Consider the following 16577-nt stretch of genomic DNA (forward strand, 5'->3'; position numbering starts at 1 on the left):
TCAGGCCTCCTTGAAGGGGAACCCGAGGAGCTTCAGCAGCGCCCGGCCCTGGTCGTCGTTCTTCGCTGTGGTCACGATCGTGATGTCCATGCCACGCGGCCGGTCGACCTTGTCCGGGTCGACCTCGTGGAACATGACCTGCTCGGTCAGACCGAAGGTGTAGTTGCCGTTGCCGTCGAACTGCTTGGGCGAAAGGCCGCGGAAGTCCCTGATGCGGGGCAGCGCCAGCGAGAGCAGCCGGTCGAGGAACTCCCACATGCGGTCGCCGCGCAGCGTGACGTGCGCGCCGATCGGCATGCCCTCACGCAGCTTGAACTGCGCGATGGACTTGCGGGCGCGGACGACGGCCGGCTTCTGACCGGTGATGACGGTCAGGTCGCGAACAGCACCCTCGATGAGCTTCGAGTCACGAGCCGCCTCGCCGACACCCATGTTGACCTTGATCTTGGTCAGGCCGGGCACGAGCATGACGTTCTCGATGCCGAACTCCTCACGAAGCTTCGCGAGGATCTCCTCGCGGTACTTCGTCTTGAGGCGCGGCGTGGGACGCTCGGTCTCAGTAGTCGTGGCAGTCATCAGTTGTCCTCACCCGACTCGTCGGCCTTCGCCTCGGCCTTCTTGGCAGGCTTGCTGTCATCCTTGAGCTTCTTGACGTTGCTCACGTGGATGGGAGCCTCCATGGTCTCCACGCCGCCCTGCTTGGCGCCGCGAGGACCGTTGAGGTTCTCCTTCGAGTGCTTCTTGATCATGTTGACGCCCTCGACGACCACGCGGTCCTCGCGCGGGTTCGCCGAGATGACCCGACCCTTGGCACCCTTGTCCTTGCCGGCGATGACCTGAACCAGGTCACCCTTCTTCACGTGCAGCTTCGCCATCACAGCACCTCCGGGGCGAGCGAGATGATGCGCATGAACTTCTTGTCGCGCAGCTCGCGGCCCACCGGGCCGAAGATACGAGTGCCGCGAGGGTCACCGCTGTCCTTGATGATGACGGCGGCGTTCTCGTCGAAACGGATGTAGGAGCCGTCAGGACGGCGACGCTCCTTCACCGTACGGACGACGACGGCCTTGACGACGTCGCCCTTCTTCACACCAGTGCTGCCGGGAAGAGCGTCCTTCACCGTGGCGACGATGACGTCGCCGATTCCCGCGTAGCGTCGACCCGAGCCACCGAGAACACGGATGCAGAGGATCTCCTTGGCACCCGTGTTGTCGGCGACCTTGAGTCGCGACTCCTGCTGGATCACGTCAACTCCTGTTGGTCTCCGCCGGTTCTCATCGCTGAGCCTGGCGGAACTCTGTATGGTCTTGGTCCTCCGGCCACAACCCCGAAGGGGCCGCACCGCAGGCGACGCGAGGGCTTGTCCCGGACGGGCGCCGTACCCTCAGGCACGGCCACCGCGCGGAGCCCCCGCGTCCTTGGACGCCGTCATGGGGGGTGTCTCCACCCCCCACGAGGCGCGCATCTATGTGGAAGACCTTACTTGGCCTTCTCAAGCACCTCGACGACCCGCCAGCGCTTGGTGGCGGACAGCGGCCGGGTCTCCATGAGGAGGACGCGGTCGCCGACGCCGCAGGCGTTGGCCTCGTCGTGCGCCTTGTACTTGGTCGTACGGCGGATGACCTTGCCGTACAGCGGGTGCTTCACGCGGTCCTCGACGGCGACGACGACGGTCTTGTCCATCTTGTCGCTGACGACCAGGCCCTCACGGGTCTTGCGGTAGTTCCGCGCGGTCTTCTCGGTTGCCTCAGACATCGCTCGTCTCCTTCTCGACCGTGACAATGCCGAGCTCCCGCTCGCGCATCACGGTGTAGATACGGGCGATCTCGCGGCGGACGGCGCGCAGCCGCCCGTGGCTCTCCAGCTGACCGGTCGCCGCCTGGAAGCGGAGGTTGAACAGCTCCTCCTTCGCCTCCTTCAGCTTCTGGACCAGGGTGTCCTGGTCCTCGAGCCGCAGCTCTCCGGCGGTCAGGCCCTTAGCCATCACGCCTCACCCACTTCACGCTTAACAATCTTGCACTTCATCGGAAGCTTGTGGATCGCGCGCTGCAGCGCCTCGCGAGCGATGGGCTCGGCGACGCCGGACAGCTCGAACATCACGCGCCCAGGCTTGACGTTCGCGATCCACCACTCCGGCGAACCCTTACCGGAACCCATGCGGGTCTCGGCGGGCTTCTTGGTGAGCGGACGGTCGGGGTAGATGTTGATCCACACCTTGCCGCCACGGCGGATGTGACGGGTCATGGCGATACGAGCCGACTCGATCTGACGGTTGGTCACGTAGGAGTGCTCAACCGCCTGGATGCCGAACTCGCCGAACACGACCCTGGTGCCGCCCTTGGCGGCTCCGCTGCGGTCAGGCCGGTGCTGCTTGCGGTGCTTGACCCTGCGCGGGATCAGCATGGTCAGCTCCCTTCAGCACCCGGCTGCGCAGCCGGGCCGGTCTCGGGGGCAGCCTGGGAGGCCGCCTCAGTCCTGGGGGCACGGTCTCCGCGGCCACCGCCACGGCGAGCGCCGCCGGCGCCGCCACGACGCGGACGCTCGCCGCCACCGCGACGGTCGTCACGGTCGCGACGCTGGCCGGCGCGAGCACCGGCGGCAGCCGCCTCACGCTCGGCGCGGCTGGTCGGAGCCTCACCCTTGTAGATCCACACCTTCACGCCGATGCGGCCGAAGGTGGTGCGGGCCTCGTAGAAGCCGAAGTCGATGTCCGCGCGCAGCGTGTGCAGCGGCACACGACCCTCGCGGTAGAACTCCGACCTCGACATCTCGGCGCCGCCCAGACGACCGGAGCAGGCGACCCTGATGCCCTTGGCGCCGCTCTTCATGGCCGACTGCATCGCCTTGCGCATGGCGCGGCGGAAGGAGACACGGCTGGAGAGCTGCTCGGCCACGCCCTGCGCGACGAGCTGGGCGTCGATCTCGGGGTTCTTGACCTCGAGGATGTTGAGCTGGACCTGCTTCTTGGTCAGCTTCTCCAGGTCACCGCGGATGCGGTCGGCCTCGGCGCCACGGCGACCGATGACGATGCCGGGACGGGCGGTGTGGATGTCGACCTGGACGCGGTCGGTCGTACGCTCGATCTCGACCTTGGAGATGCCGGCCCGCTCCATGCCCTTCTGCAGCATGCGACGGATCGCCACGTCCTCAGCGACGTACGACTTGTACAGCTTGTCGGCGTACCACCGGCTCTTGAAGTCGGTCGTGATGCCGAGGCGGAACCCGTGCGGGTTAACCTTCTGGCCCACTATCGGGTCCTTCCCTTCGGCTCGCGGGACTCCACGATCACGGTGATGTGGCTGGTCCGCTTGTTGATCCGATAGGCGCGACCCTGGGCACGCGGACGAAACCGCTTCAGCGTCGGGCCCTCGTCGACCCACGCGCGGCTCACGACGAGCGTCTGCGGGTCGAGCTTGAAGTTGTGCTCAGCGTTCGCCATCGCGCTCGAGAGCACCTTGTAGATCGGCTCGCTAGCCGCCTGGCTGGCGAACTGCAGTACGGCCTGCGCCTCCGAAGCGGGCAGCCCGCGAATAAGGTCCACCACGCGGCGGGCCTTCTGGGGCGTGACACGGACGAACCGCGCCTGAGCCCTGGCTTCCATCGCTTACTCCTCTGATGCTTCGAAAGGCGCTTACCGCCGGCTGCGGCGGTCTTCCTTGACGTGGCTGCGGAAGGTCCGCGTGGGGGCGAACTCACCGAGCTTGTGACCGATCATCGACTCGGTGACGAACACCGGGACGTGCTTGCGGCCGTCGTGAACGGCGATCGTGTGGCCGAGCATGTCGGGCACGATCATGGATCGACGCGACCACGTCTTGATGACGTTCTTGGTGCCCTTCTCGTTCTGGACGTCCACCTTCTTCTGAAGGTGCTCGTCCACGAAGGGGCCCTTCTTAAGGCTACGTGGCATTTCGGCTGCTCCTACCGCTTCTTCTTGGACCGACGGCGGATGATCAGCCTGTCACTGGCCTTGTTCGCCTGACGGGTACGGCCCTCGGGCTTGCCCTTGGGGTTGACCGGGTGGCGACCACCGGAGGTCTTGCCCTCACCACCACCGTGCGGGTGGTCGACGGGGTTCATGGCCACACCACGAACGGTCGGGCGCTTGCCCTTCCACCGCATACGACCGGCCTTGCCCCAGTTGATGTTGGCCTGCTCGGCGTTGCCGACCTGACCAACCGTCGCGCGGCAACGGACGTCGACCATGCGCATCTCACCGGACGGCATACGCAGCGTGGCGTACTGGCCCTCCTTGGCGAGGAGCTGGATCTGCGCGCCGGCGGAACGACCGAGCTTGGCGCCGCCGCCCGGACGGAGCTCCACCGCGTGGATGAAGGTACCGGTCGGGATGTTGCGCAGCGGCAGGCAGTTGCCCGGCTTGATGTCGGCCGCGGGGCCGTTCTCGATCCTGTCACCCTGCTTGAGGCCGGTCGGCGCGATGATGTAGCGCTTCTCGCCGTCGGCGTAGTGCAGCAGCGCGATGTTGGCGGTGCGGTTGGGGTCGTACTCGATGTGAGCGACCTTCGCCGGGATGCCATCCTTGTCGTGCCTGCGGAAGTCGATGATCCGGTAGGCGCGCTTGTGTCCACCACCCTGGTGGCGGGCGGTGACCCGGCCGTGGACGTTACGGCCACCCTTGCCGTGAAGGGGAGCAAGCAGCGACTTCTCCGGCTCGCTGCGGGTGATCTCGGAGAAGTCCGAGACACTCGAGCCGCGGCGACCCGGAGTCGTCGGCTTGTACTTACGGATGCCCATCTTTTTCGTTCATCCTTCGTCGGTTACATGGGTGAGCCCGCCGCGCTTTCGCACGGCGGTCTCATCCCCCGCGGGCCGTACGGCCTGCGCTTACTTGCTGGTTATCGGCTAGCCGATCTGACCGAAGATGTCGATCCGGTCGCCCTCGGCCAAGCTCACGATCGCGCGCTTGGTGTCGGGACGCTTGCCGAAGCCGGTACGGGTGCGCTTGCGCTTGCCCTGCCGGTTGATGGTGTTCACGCTGGTGACCTTGACCCCGAAGATCTGCTCGACGGCGATCTTGACCTGGGTCTTGTTCGCGGTCTTCTTCACCAGGAACGTGTACTTGTTGTTCTCGTCGATCAGGCCGTAGCTCTTCTCGGAGACAACCGGCTTGATGATGACGTCGCGCGGGTCGGCAACCCTCTCCAGGCGGCCCTTACGCTCGGCCGTCTGGACGTTCTGCGGGTTCTCCATCAGGCGTCTTCCTTCCCGCCCTGGCTCAGCCGCGCGACAACCTGGTCGTAGGCCTCCTGGGTGAAGACCACGTCGTCGTGGACGAGCACGTCGTAGGTGTTCAGCTGACCGGCGTCCAGCAGGTGGACCTCCGGCGCGTTGCGCAGGCTCAGCCAGGTCAGCTCGTCGGTCTCGCCGACCACGACCAGAACGGTCTTGGCGTCGGTGACCTTGCGCAGCGACTCGAGAGCCGCCTTGGTCTTCGGCGTCTCGCCGCTGACCAGGCCGCTGACCACGTGCACGCGACCGCCGGAGGCCCGGTCGGACAGGGCGCCACGCAGGGCGGCGGCCTTCATCTTCTTGGGCGTCTTCTGCGAGTAGTCACGCGGGAGCGGACCGTGGACGGTGCCACCACCGGCGAACTGCGGAGCGCGGGTCGAACCCTGACGGGCGCGACCGGTGCCCTTCTGGCGGTACGGCTTCTTGCCGCCACCGCTGACCTCGCCACGGGTCTTGGCCTTGTGGGTGCCCTGCCGGCGAGCGGCGAGCTGGGCCACGACCACCTGGTGGATCAGCGGGATGTTGACCTTGGCGCCGAAGATGTCTTCGGGCAGGTCGACGGAGCCGGTCTTCGCGCCGCTGGCGTCGAGGACGTCAATGCTGGTCACTTGGCAGCCCCCTTCTTTGCAGCGGTGCGGACGAGGACCAGGCTGCCGTTGGCGCCGGGGATCGCACCCTTGATCAGGATGAGGCCCTTCTCGGCGTCCACGGCGTGAACCTTGAGGCTCTGCACGGTGGTGCGGACGTTACCCATCCGACCGGCCATGCGGAGACCCTTGAAAACGCGGCCCGGGGTGGCGCAGCCACCGATGGAACCCGGCGAGCGGTGCTTGCGCTGCGTACCGTGCGAGGCACCCAGACCACCGAAGCCGTGCCGCTTCATGACACCGGCGAAGCCCTTGCCCTTGCTCTTGCCCGTCACGTCGACGAACTGGCCGGCCTCGAAGGTGTCAGCCAGCAGCTCCTGGCCGAGGGTGTAGTCGCTCGCGTCGTCGGTGCGGATCTCCGCGAAGTAACGGCGCGGGGTGATGTCGTGCTTACGCAGGTAGTCGCCGAGCGGCTTGTTGACCTTCCGGGGGTCGACCTGCCCGAAGCCGAGCTGGATGGCGGAGTAGCCGTCCTTGTCAGCGGTGCGGACCCTGGTCACCACGCACGGACCGGCCTCGACCACGGTCACCGGAACCATCCGGTTGTCCGCGTCGAAGACCTGGGTCATGCCGAGCTTCTTGCCCAGGACGCCCTTGATCGTCTTAGCCATGTCAGTGCGTTCCCTCAGAGCTTGATCGAAATGTCGACGCCGGCGGGGAGGTCGAGTCGCATGAGCGAGTCGACCGTCTTCGGCGTCGGGTCGATGATGTCAATCAGCCGCTTGTGCGTGCGCATCTCGAAGTGCTCGCGGCTGTCCTTGTACTTGTGCGGCGAGCGGATGACGCAGTACACGTTCTTCTCGGTCGGCAGCGGCACCGGGCCCGCGACCTTCGCGCCAGTCCGCGTCACCGTCTCGACGATCTTCTTGGCCGAGCTGTCGATGACCTCGTGGTCATAGGCCTTAAGCCGGATGCGGATCTTCTGTCCCGCCATAGTGGCCTCGGTGTCCTTCGCTGTCGTCTGAAAAAGTATCGTGCGGCCTGTGGCCGCTATGAGTGCGAGCGGAGACCGCCCGCTGACCCCACGTAGCAGACGCAATCGATCTGCTGGTTTCTTCCGTGATCCGGCAGTTACTTCGGTCACGTTCCCGAAGTGACTGCGAGATCACGGCTGTGCGTGGAGCCGCTGGTGCTCGGTTCGTGGTTCGGCGGCCGGCCCCTTCCGAGGGCCGACCGCCGCCCCAGCGATCGTGCTACTTGAGGATCTTCGTCACGCGACCGGCGCCGACGGTGCGGCCACCCTCACGGATCGCGAACTTCAGACCGTCCTCCATGGCGATGGGCTGGATCAGCTCAACGCGCATCTCGGTGTTGTCGCCCGGCATGACCATCTCGGTGCCCTCGGGGAGGTTCACCACGCCGGTCACGTCCGTCGTACGGAAGTAGAACTGCGGGCGGTAGTTGTTGAAGAACGGCGTGTGGCGGCCGCCCTCGTCCTTGCTCAGGATGTAGACCTGGGCCTCGAACTCGGTGTGCGGGGTGGTCGTGCCCGGCTTGATGATGCACTGGCCGCGCTCGACGTCCTCACGCTTGATGCCGCGCAGGAGCAGACCGACGTTGTCACCGGCCTGGCCCTCGTCGAGCAGCTTGCGGAACATCTCGACGCCGGTGACCGTGGTGGTGGTCTTCTCCGGACGGATGCCGATGATGTCGACCGTCTCGTTGACCTTGACGACACCGCGCTCGATACGGCCGGTGACGACGGTGCCACGACCGGTGATCGAGAAGACGTCCTCGATCGGCATCAGGAACGGCTTGTCGGTGTCACGCTGCGGCTCGGGGACGTTCTCGTCGACAGCGGTCATCAGCTCGATGATGCTGTCGCCCCACTTCTGGTCGCCCTCGAGGGCCTTCAGAGCGGAGACGCGAACGACGGGCAGGTCGTCGCCGGGGAACTCCTGAGCGGACAGCAGCTCACGGACCTCGAGCTCGACGAGCTCCAGGATCTCCTCGTCGTCGACCATGTCGGCCTTGTTGAGGGCCACGACGATGTAGGGGACGCCGACCTGGCGGGCCAGGAGGACGTGCTCCTTCGTCTGCGGCATCGGGCCGTCGGTGGCGGCGACCACGAGGATCGCGCCGTCCATCTGAGCGGCACCGGTGATCATGTTCTTCACGTAGTCGGCGTGACCGGGGCAGTCCACGTGAGCGTAGTGGCGCTTCTCGGTCTGGTACTCGACGTGCGCGATGGAGATCGTGATACCACGAGCCTTCTCCTCGGGCGCCTTGTCGATCTTGTCGAACGGGGTCGCCTCGTTAAGCTCGGGGTAACGCTCGTGGAGCACCTTGGTGATCGCCGCGGTCAGAGTGGTCTTGCCGTGGTCGATGTGCCCAATGGTGCCGATGTTCACGTGCGGCTTAGTCCGCTCGAACTTGGCCTTAGCCACTGGTTCTCTCCTTAGAGAATCTGACTGACTTACTTCACACTCGGGCCCGGGGTTTAGCCCGGCCCCTGGGCGGTGGGGCGGCTCGTCGCCACCCCACCAGGGACACCGGGGTGTCCCGGACCTCTCCGGCGGCGGACCACCGGCGAGTCTCCGGGCTCATCGCCCCGGCCCGTCGGCAAGGTGGGCGACGACCGCCGCCCACTCTGCCATCGGGCCTCCAGGGCTGTTCGCCCCGGGCCCCTTTGGCAGCGGGGCGACGATCTCCTCCCCACCTCTGCCATCGGGACTCGGGAGCTTATTCGCCCCGGGCCTTCGCGACGATCTCCTTGGCGATGCCCGGAGGCACCTCCGCGTAGGAGTCGAACTGCATGCTGTAGCTCGCCCGGCCCTGAGTGCGGCTGCGCAGGTCACCCACGTAGCCGAACATCTCGGACAGCGGAACGAGCGCGGCGATGACACGGGCGCCGGCGCGCTCGTCCATCGACTGGATCTGCCCGCGGCGACCGTTGAGGTCACCGATGACGTCACCCATGTAGTCCTCGGGCGTGGTGACCTCGACGGCCATCATCGGCTCAAGGAGCACAGCGTCGGCCTTGCGAGCGGCCTCCTTGAAGGCCATCGAGCCGGCGATCTTGAAGGCCATTTCGGAGGAGTCGACGTCGTGCGCCGCACCGTCGGTCAGCGTCACCTTCACGCCCACCATCGGGTAGCCGGCCAGCACGCCGAACTCGGCCGCCTCCTGGGCGCCCGCGTCGACCGAGGGGATGTACTCCCTCGGGACACGACCACCCGAGACCTTGTTCTGGAACTCGTAGCCGTCGTTGCCGTCGCCCAGCGGCTCCAGGTCGATGATGACCCGCGCGAACTGACCGGAACCACCGGTCTGCTTCTTGTGGGTGTAATCGACCTTCTCCACCTTGCGGCGGATGGTCTCGCGGTAGGCGACCTGCGGACGGCCGACGTTGGCCTCGACCTTGAACTCTCGACGCATACGGTCGACGAGGATCTCGAGGTGAAGCTCGCCCATGCCCCAGATGACCGTCTGACCGGTCTCCTCGTCACGGCGGACCTGGAAGGACGGGTCCTCCTCGGCCAGACGCTGGATGGCGGTGCCGAGCTTCTCCTGGTCACCCTTGGTCTTGGGCTCGATCGCGACGTTGATGACCGGGGCCGGGAACGTCATCGACTCGAGCACGACCTGGTTGGCCGGGTCGGAGAGCGTGTCACCCGTGGTGGTGTCCTTCAGACCCATCACGGCGACGATCTGACCAGCGTGCGCGGACGGGCGCTCCTCGCGCTTGTTCGCGTGCATCTGGTAGATCTTGCCGATCCGCTCCTTCTTGCCCTTCACCGAGTTGATGACACCGGTGCCGGTCTCGAGCGTGCCCGAGTAGATGCGGATGTAGGTCAGACGACCCAGGTGCTGGTCGCTCATGATCTTGAAGGCCAGCGCGGAGAAGGGCTCCGTGGTGTCCGCGTGACGCTCGACGACCTCGTCCTCGTTGTTGACCGCGTGGCCCTTGAAGGCCGGGATGTCGGTCGGGGCGGGGAGGTAGGCCACGATCGCGTCGAGCAGGGGCTGAACACCCTTGTTCTTGAACGCGGTGCCGGTCAGGACCGGGTTGATGGCGCTGGACAGCGTGGCGCGGCGGATGGCCGCGACCAGCTGCTCCTCGGTGGGCTCGTTGCCCTCGAGGAAGAGCTCCATCAGCTCGTCGTCGTTCTCGGCGACGGTCTCGACCAGCTTCTCGCGCCACTCACGAGCAGTGTCGGCGTACTCGGCCGGGATGTCGACGGTGTCGTACATCTCGCCCTTGGCAGCCTCTTCGCTCCAGAGCAGACCCTTCATCTTCACCAGGTCGATGACGCCCTTGAAGCCGGCCTCAACACCCCAGGGAAGCTGGATGACAGCCGGGGTCGCACCCAGACGGCTGATCATCATGTCGACGCAGCGGTGGAACTCCGCGCCGACGCGGTCCATCTTGTTCACGAAGCAGATGCGCGGCACGCCATAGCGGTCAGCCTGGCGCCACACCGTCTCCGACTGCGGCTCGACACCGGCGACACCGTCGAACACGGCGACGGCACCGTCGAGGACGCGGAGCGAGCGCTCCACCTCGATGGTGAAGTCGACGTGACCCGGAGTGTCGATGATGTTGATGGTGTGGTCGAGCCACTCGCAGGTCGTCGCGGCAGACGTGATCGTGATGCCGCGCTCCTGCTCCTGCTCCATCCAGTCCATCGTGGCAGCGCCCTCGTGGACTTCACCGATCTTGTAGTTGATGCCGGTGTAGAACAGGATGCGCTCGGTCGTGGTGGTCTTGCCCGCGTCGATGTGGGCCATGATCCCGATGTTGCGGATCTTGGCCAGGTCAAGAGCGGTCGTGGTGGCCACTTCTCTCGCGTCCTCGTCGTCTCGTCGAACCCGCTGTTACCAGCGGTAGTGGGCGAAGGCCTTGTTGGACTCGGCCATCTTGTGGGTGTCCTCGCGCTTCTTGACACTCGCCCCGAGGCCGTTGCTGGCGTCCAGGAGCTCGTTCATGAGGCGCTCGGTCATGGTCTTCTCGCGGCGGGCGCGGGAGTACTGCACCAGCCAACGCAGGGCCAGGGTGGTGCTGCGCGCGGCGCGCACCTCGACCGGCACCTGGTAGGTCGCGCCACCGACACGGCGGCTGCGGACCTCGAGAGTGGGCTTGACGTTGTCGAGGGCGCGCTTCAGCGTGACGACCGGGTCGTTGCCGGTCTTGTCCTTGCAGCCCTCGAGGGCTCCGTAGACGATCGACTGCGCGATGGAGCGCTTGCCGTCCAGAAGTACCTTGTTGATCAGGGCGGTGACCAGCGGCGAGCTGTACACCGGGTCAGACATGAGCTGACGACGGCCAGGAGAACCCTTGCGAGGCATGGTTACTTCTCCTTCTTGGTGCCGTAGCGGCTGCGGGCCTGCTTGCGGTTACGAACGCCCTGGGTGTCGAGAGAACCACGGATGATCTTGTAGCGAACACCCGGCAGGTCCTTCACACGACCGCCACGCACGAGCACGATCGAGTGCTCCTGCAGGTTGTGACCCACACCGGGGATGTAGGCCGTGACCTCGATGCCGTTGGTGAGCCGAACACGGGCCACCTTGCGCAGTGCCGAGTTGGGCTTCTTGGGAGTCGTGGTGTAGACGCGCTGGCACGTGCCGCGACGCTGCGGGCTCCCCTTGAGGGCAGGAGTCTTGGTCTTGGTGACCTTGTCCTGCCGGCCCTTGCGGACCAACTGCTGAATAGTGGGCACTGCCACTCCGTTCGTGCCTTGGCCGGTAATACGTACGTTGAGCGTTTCGCAGGTACTGCCGGTGTCATGACCTGCTGGTTTTCCCCTCCCGCCGACCCACGCGGTCGGGCGTGTCGCGCTCTGTCGAGCCACGAGCCCCCGCGTCATCGAACGCCGGAGAGGGACCATGCCGCGCAGCCTGTCGGAGCGCATGCATGAGGGCCCGTGAACCCACGGGCACGAAGGGCAAGACTACCCACCCCAGCGCAGCACGTCAAAACGACTGCGACCGGTCACTGCCAGTGTGACCGTACATTCGTGCCGTGGCCTTATCAGACCCTCGTCTAGCTTACCCGCAACACTCGAGTTGTCCGGCCCTTCTCCACCACACGTTTTCCCCTTCTGTACGGCAAGCGCGCCCCCCTCGACGTCGTCTCGCCTGTCCGGCCTTCCGTGACGCACCCCGGCCACGCGCGCTCGGTGACGCGTATCCCTCAGCAGAGCCCGGCCCCGTGCGGAGGGTGGCGCGTGGGGCGGCTTGCCGTACCGGAGGTCGGCCTGCACCGCCGGGACCAGCGGGAACCCGGCCCGCCCGCACCGGCCGCCGAAAGAGAACCCCCGCCACACGGAACCGCCGCGGCCGGCCATGGCCCTCCCGGGAAGAGGTCCCCACCACGCGCGGACACCCGCCCCGTGGCAAGGCCTGGCGATGGCGGGCTGGTCGTGACGTGGGCGCGGCCGCCCCGTGCGGGGCGTTCCCCCGGCGATGATGGGCTGGTCGTGGCGTGGGGCGCGGCTGCCGTCCCCTCGACCCGGGAGAGGATCCCGCCGTGCGGGACGGCGGGTGGCGGCAGATGCGACGGCCGGGCGTGCCCTGGGAAGAGGACCCCGCCCTGCGGGACACCCATCCGGCGGTGCGGGGTCGTCATGACAGGGGACGCGCCGTGCGGGAAGAGCCGGTCGTCGGTGACGGACAGCGGAACATCTGGCGAAAAAACGGGAACGCCCCGCGTCCTGGACAGGACACGGGGCGTTCCAGCTAGCTGATCGCCTAGCGGTTGTACTGACCGAAGTCGTACTCCTCCAGCGGAACGGCCTCGCCGCTGCCGGTGCCGAAGGTGTAGTCCGCGGCCGAACCGTCGTAGCCGCCGACCGTGTACATCGCGGCCTTGGCCTCCTCGGTCGGCTCCACCCGGATGTTGCGGTACTGGGGCATACCCGTACCGGCCGGGATGAGCTTACCGATGATGACGTTCTCCTTCAGGCCCAGGAGCGAGTCGGACTTGGCGTGGATCGCCGCGTCCGTCAGGACCCTGGTGGTCTCCTGGAAGGAGGCCGCCGACAGCCACGACTCGGTGGCCAGCGACGCCTTCGTGATGCCCATGAGGACCGGACGGCCGGCGGCGGGGCCGCCACCCTCGGCGACGGTCTCGCGGTTGAGCTGCTCGAAGCGCGGACGCTCGACGAGCTCGCCGGGCAGCAGGTCGGTGTCACCGGACTCGAGCACGTTGACGCGCTTGAGCATCTGCCGAACGATGATCTCGATGTGCTTGTCGTGGATCGACACACCCTGCGAGCGGTAGACCTGCTGGACCTCGGCCACCAGGTGCAGCTGCACCGCACGCGGGCCGAGGATGCGCAGGACCTCGTTCGGGTTGACCGCACCGGCGATGAGCTGGGTGCCCACCGACACGTGCTGGCCGTCCTGGACGAGCAGACGCGAGCGCATCGACACCGGGTAGGCGACCTCCTCCGAGCCGTCGTCGGGGACGATCACCACCTTGCGGGTCTTGTCGGTCTCGTCGATGCGGACCCGGCCCTCGGCCTCGGAGATCGGGGCGACACCCTTGGGGATGCGCGCCTCGAACAGCTCCTGGACACGGGGCAGACCGTGGGTGATGTCGGCACCCGCCACACCACCGGTGTGGAAGGTACGCATCGTCAGCTGGGTGCCGGGCTCACCGATCGACTGGGCGGCGATGATGCCGACCGCCTCGCCGACGTCGACGAGCTTGCCGGTGGCCAGCGAGCGGCCGTAGCAGGTCGCGCAGACCCCGATCTTCGCCTCGCACACCAGCGCGCTGCGGGTGCGGACCGTCTCGATGCCGGCCTCGACCAGCGCCGTGACGTGGGTGTCGTTGATGTCGACACCCGTCGCGGCGATGATCTTGCCGTCGACCTCGACGTCCTCGGCGAGGATGCGGCCGTGCACGTTGGACTCGGCGTTCTCCGCCTTGACCAGGTTGCCGGCCGAGTCGCGCTCGCCGACGTGCAGCGGGACCGCGCGGTCGGTGCCGCAGTCGATCTCGCGGACGATGACGTCCTGGGCCACGTCGACCAGACGACGGGTCAGGTAACCCGAGTCGGCGGTACGCAGGGCGGTGTCGGCCAGACCCTTCCGCTGACCGTGGGTGGAGATGAAGTACTCCAGAACCGACAGGCCCTCGCGGAAGGAGGCCTTGATCGGCCGGGGGATCGTCTCACCCTTGGTGTTGGACACCAGACCACGGATACCGGCGATCTGACGCACCTGCATCTTGTTACCGCGGGCGCCGGAGTTGACCATCATCCAGACCGGGTTCGTCGCGGGGAACGCGTTGACCATGTCGGTCTCGACGTCCGCCGTGGCGTGGGTCCAGATCTCGATGAGCTCCTGGCGGCGCTCCTCGTCGGTGATCAGACCGCGCTCGTACTCGCGCTGGACCTTGTCGGCCCGGCGCTCGTAGTTCTCCATGATCTCGGCCTTGCGCGGCGGCGCGACGACGTCGTCGATCGAGATCGTGACGCCGGAGCGGGTCGCCCAGCGGAAGCCCGCGTCCTTGAGCGCGTCGAGCGAGGCGGCCACCTCGACCTTGGGGTAGGTCTCGGCCAGCTCGTTGACGATCGCGGACAGCTGCTTCTTGCCCACCTGGAAGTTGACGAACGGGTAGTTGTTCGGGAGCGTCTGGTTGAACAGGCACCGGCCGAACGTCGTCTCCAGGCGGATCGGGTCGCCTGCCTCCCAGCCCTCGGGAGCCGACCAGCCGCGCGGCGGCTGGACGTCACCGGCGAGCCGGATCTGGATCTTGGCCTGGATCTCCAGCTCGCGGCGGTCGAAGGCCATCTGCGCCTCGGCCACCGAGCCGAACACCCGGCCCTCGCCGACCGCGTCGTCCTTCTGCGTGGTCAGCCAGTACAGGCCGATGACCATGTCCTGGGTGGGCATCGTCACGGGCTTGCCGTCGGCCGGCTTGAGGATGTTGTTGGTCGAGAGCATCAGGATGCGAGCCTCGGCCTGGGCCTCAGCCGACAGCGGCAGGTGCACGGCCATCTGGTCACCGTCGAAGTCCGCGTTGAACGCGGTGCAGACGAGCGGGTGGATCTGGATGGCCTTGCCCTCGACCAGCTGCGGCTCGAACGCCTGGATGCCCAGACGGTGGAGCGTGGGCGCGCGGTTGAGCAGCACGGGGTGCTCGGTGATGACCTCTTCGAGCACGTCCCACACCACGGGACGGGCGCGCTCGACCATCCGCTTGGCCGACTTGATGTTCTGCGCGTGGTTGAGGTCGACCAGACGCTTCATCACGAACGGCTTGAACAGCTCCAGCGCCATCTGCTTGGGCAGGCCGCACTGGTGCAGCTTCAGCTGCGGGCCGACGACGATGACCGAACGGCCGGAGTAGTCGACTCGCTTGCCCAGCAGGTTCTGGCGGAACCGGCCCTGCTTACCCTTCAGCATGTCGCTGAGGGACTTCAGCGGACGGTTGCCGGGGCCCGTGACCGGGCGACCGCGGCGGCCGTTGTCGAACAGCGCGTCGACGGCCTCCTGGAGCATCCGCTTCTCGTTGTTCACGATGATCTCGGGCGCGCCGAGGTCGAGAAGTCGCTTGAGGCGGTTGTTCCGGTTGATCACACGACGGTAGAGGTCGTTGAGGTCGGAGGTGGCGAACCGGCCACCGTCGAGCTGCACCATCGGGCGCAGGTCCGGCGGGATGACCGGGATGCAGTCGAGCACCATGCCGCGCGGCGAGTTGGTGGTGTTGAGGAACGCCGACACGACCTTGAGCCGCTTGAGGGCACGGGCCTTCTTCTGGCCCTTGCCGCTGCGGATCGTCTCGCGCAGGTTCTCGGCCTCGGCGTCCAGGTCGAAGCTGATCAGCCGCTCCTGGATCGCCTGCGCGCCCATGCCGCCCTTGAAGTAGCGGCCGAAGCGGTCGCGCATCTCGCGGTAGAGCATCTCGTCGCCCTCGAGGTCCTGGACCTTGAGGTTCTTGAAACGGCTCCACACCTCGTCGAGGCGGTCGAGCTCGCGCTGGGCCCGGTCGCGGAGCTGGCGCATCTCGCGCTCGGCGCCCTCGCGGACCTTGCGGCGCTGGTCGCCCTTGGCGCCGGCGGCCTCGAGCTCGGCCAGGTCGCTCTCGAGCTTCTTCTGCCTGGCCTCGATGTCGGCGTCACGGCGCTGCTCGATGTGCTGCCGCTCGACGGAGATCTTCGCCTCCAGCGACGGCAGGTCACGGTCACGCAGCTCGGTCTCGACGTGCGTGATCATGTAGGCCGCGAAGTAGATGACCTTCTCCAGGTCCTTCGGGGCCAGGTCGAGCAGGTAGCCAAGGCGCGAGGGAACGCCCTTGAAGTACCAGATGTGGGTGACCGGCGCGGCCAGCTCGATGTGGCCCATCCGCTCACGACGCACCTTGGCGCGAGTGACCTCGACGCCGCAGCGCTCGCAGATGATGCCCTTGAAGCGGACGCGCTTGTACTTACCGCAGTAGCACTCCCAGTCGCGGGTCGGGCCGAAGATCTTCTCGCAGAAGAGCCCGTCCTTTTCCGGCTTGAGAGTCCGGTAGTTGATGGTCTCGGGCTTCTTCACCTCGCCGTGCGACCACTGGCGGATGTCGTCGGCCGTGGCAAGGCCGATGCGGAGCTCGTCGAAGAAGTTGACGTCCAGCATGTGCTATCTCCCCCTCAGACTTCTTCCACGCTGCTCGGCTCGCGCCGGGACAGATCGATACCGAGCTCCTCGGCCGCCCTGAAGACGTCCTCGTCGGTGTCGCGCATC

At 66.8% G+C, this 16577-nt stretch carries 19 protein-coding genes; all 19 read right to left on the reverse strand.

Going from position 1 to position 16577, the window contains the following annotated elements:
• The 19 genes from rplE to ACWEVS_RS02610 all read right to left on the reverse strand — a co-directional run bounded on the left by rplE (nt 1) and on the right by ACWEVS_RS02610 (nt 16469).
• Nucleotides 1-576 carry a 50S ribosomal protein L5 gene (gene rplE / locus ACWEVS_RS02520; RefSeq protein WP_354906478.1) on the reverse strand — a complete coding sequence of 192 codons (576 nt, stop codon included), beginning with the start codon at nt 574-576 and terminating at the stop codon, nt 1-3.
• Complete coding sequence (rplX, locus tag ACWEVS_RS02525) at nt 576-866, reverse strand: 50S ribosomal protein L24 (RefSeq protein WP_354906506.1); 291 nt, start codon at nt 864-866, stop codon at nt 576-578. Before rplX ends, rplE begins: the two co-directional genes overlap by 1 nt.
• Nucleotides 867-874: 8 nt before the next feature.
• Entirely contained in the window at nt 875-1246 is a 372-nt protein-coding gene (gene rplN / locus ACWEVS_RS02530) for a 50S ribosomal protein L14 (protein ID WP_043623452.1), read from the reverse strand.
• Between the two features lie 233 nt (nt 1247-1479).
• Nucleotides 1480-1755 (reverse strand): 30S ribosomal protein S17, encoded by a 276-nt coding sequence (gene rpsQ, locus ACWEVS_RS02535; protein WP_354906479.1) that lies wholly within the window; start codon nt 1753-1755, stop codon nt 1480-1482.
• Nucleotides 1748-1984 (reverse strand): 50S ribosomal protein L29, encoded by a 237-nt coding sequence (gene rpmC / locus ACWEVS_RS02540; RefSeq protein ID WP_192779600.1) that lies wholly within the window; start codon nt 1982-1984, stop codon nt 1748-1750. Before rpmC ends, rpsQ begins: the two co-directional genes overlap by 8 nt.
• Nucleotides 1984-2403, reverse strand: coding sequence for a 50S ribosomal protein L16 (gene rplP / locus ACWEVS_RS02545; RefSeq protein ID WP_080043233.1), 420 nt, complete (start codon nt 2401-2403; stop codon nt 1984-1986). Before rplP ends, rpmC begins: the two co-directional genes overlap by 1 nt.
• Nucleotides 2404-2405: 2 nt before the next feature.
• Nucleotides 2406-3248, reverse strand: a complete 843-nt coding sequence (gene rpsC, locus ACWEVS_RS02550) for a 30S ribosomal protein S3 (protein ID WP_452549571.1) — start codon at nt 3246-3248, stop codon at nt 2406-2408.
• Entirely contained in the window at nt 3248-3601 is a 354-nt protein-coding gene (gene rplV / locus ACWEVS_RS02555; RefSeq protein WP_192779597.1) for a 50S ribosomal protein L22, read from the reverse strand. The genes rpsC and rplV overlap by 1 nt, the downstream gene beginning before the upstream one ends.
• Nucleotides 3602-3631: 30 nt before the next feature.
• Nucleotides 3632-3910 carry a 30S ribosomal protein S19 gene (rpsS, locus tag ACWEVS_RS02560; protein ID WP_049572698.1) on the reverse strand — a complete coding sequence of 93 codons (279 nt, stop codon included), beginning with the start codon at nt 3908-3910 and terminating at the stop codon, nt 3632-3634.
• Between the two features lie 11 nt (nt 3911-3921).
• The gene (gene rplB, locus ACWEVS_RS02565) at nt 3922-4755 is read right to left on the reverse strand and encodes a 50S ribosomal protein L2 (protein WP_354906482.1); all 834 of its coding nucleotides are present in this window, start codon (nt 4753-4755) and stop codon (nt 3922-3924) included.
• Nucleotides 4756-4863: 108 nt separating this feature from the next.
• Entirely contained in the window at nt 4864-5211 is a 348-nt protein-coding gene (gene rplW / locus ACWEVS_RS02570; protein ID WP_354906483.1) for a 50S ribosomal protein L23, read from the reverse strand.
• Nucleotides 5211-5858, reverse strand: a complete 648-nt coding sequence (gene rplD / locus ACWEVS_RS02575; protein WP_354906484.1) for a 50S ribosomal protein L4 — start codon at nt 5856-5858, stop codon at nt 5211-5213. Before rplD ends, rplW begins: the two co-directional genes overlap by 1 nt.
• On the reverse strand, nt 5855-6508 hold the full coding sequence (gene rplC / locus ACWEVS_RS02580; protein ID WP_354906485.1) for a 50S ribosomal protein L3: 654 nt from the start codon (nt 6506-6508) through the stop codon (nt 5855-5857). Before rplC ends, rplD begins: the two co-directional genes overlap by 4 nt.
• 14 nt (nt 6509-6522) lie before the next feature.
• Nucleotides 6523-6831, reverse strand: coding sequence for a 30S ribosomal protein S10 (gene rpsJ / locus ACWEVS_RS02585; RefSeq protein WP_012887830.1), 309 nt, complete (start codon nt 6829-6831; stop codon nt 6523-6525).
• A 259-nt stretch (nt 6832-7090) separates the two neighbouring features.
• Nucleotides 7091-8284: an elongation factor Tu gene (gene tuf / locus ACWEVS_RS02590; protein ID WP_354906486.1), complete on the reverse strand. Its 1194-nt coding sequence runs from the start codon at nt 8282-8284 to the stop codon at nt 7091-7093.
• Nucleotides 8285-8579: 295 nt separating this feature from the next.
• Nucleotides 8580-10628, reverse strand: coding sequence for an elongation factor G (gene fusA, locus ACWEVS_RS02595; RefSeq protein WP_449920559.1), 2049 nt, complete (start codon nt 10626-10628; stop codon nt 8580-8582).
• Between the two features lie 87 nt (nt 10629-10715).
• Nucleotides 10716-11186: a 30S ribosomal protein S7 gene (gene rpsG / locus ACWEVS_RS02600; protein ID WP_183650905.1), complete on the reverse strand. Its 471-nt coding sequence runs from the start codon at nt 11184-11186 to the stop codon at nt 10716-10718.
• A 2-nt stretch (nt 11187-11188) separates the two neighbouring features.
• A complete protein-coding gene (gene rpsL, locus ACWEVS_RS02605; protein WP_354906488.1) occupies nt 11189-11560 on the reverse strand; it encodes a 30S ribosomal protein S12 in 372 nt (123 codons plus the stop codon).
• Between the two features lie 1030 nt (nt 11561-12590).
• Nucleotides 12591-16469 carry a DNA-directed RNA polymerase subunit beta' gene (locus ACWEVS_RS02610; protein ID WP_449919751.1) on the reverse strand — a complete coding sequence of 1293 codons (3879 nt, stop codon included), beginning with the start codon at nt 16467-16469 and terminating at the stop codon, nt 12591-12593.
• Between the last annotated feature and the right edge of the window lie 108 nt (nt 16470-16577).

It is taken from the genome of Nonomuraea sp. NPDC003754 (genome assembly GCF_053605785.1).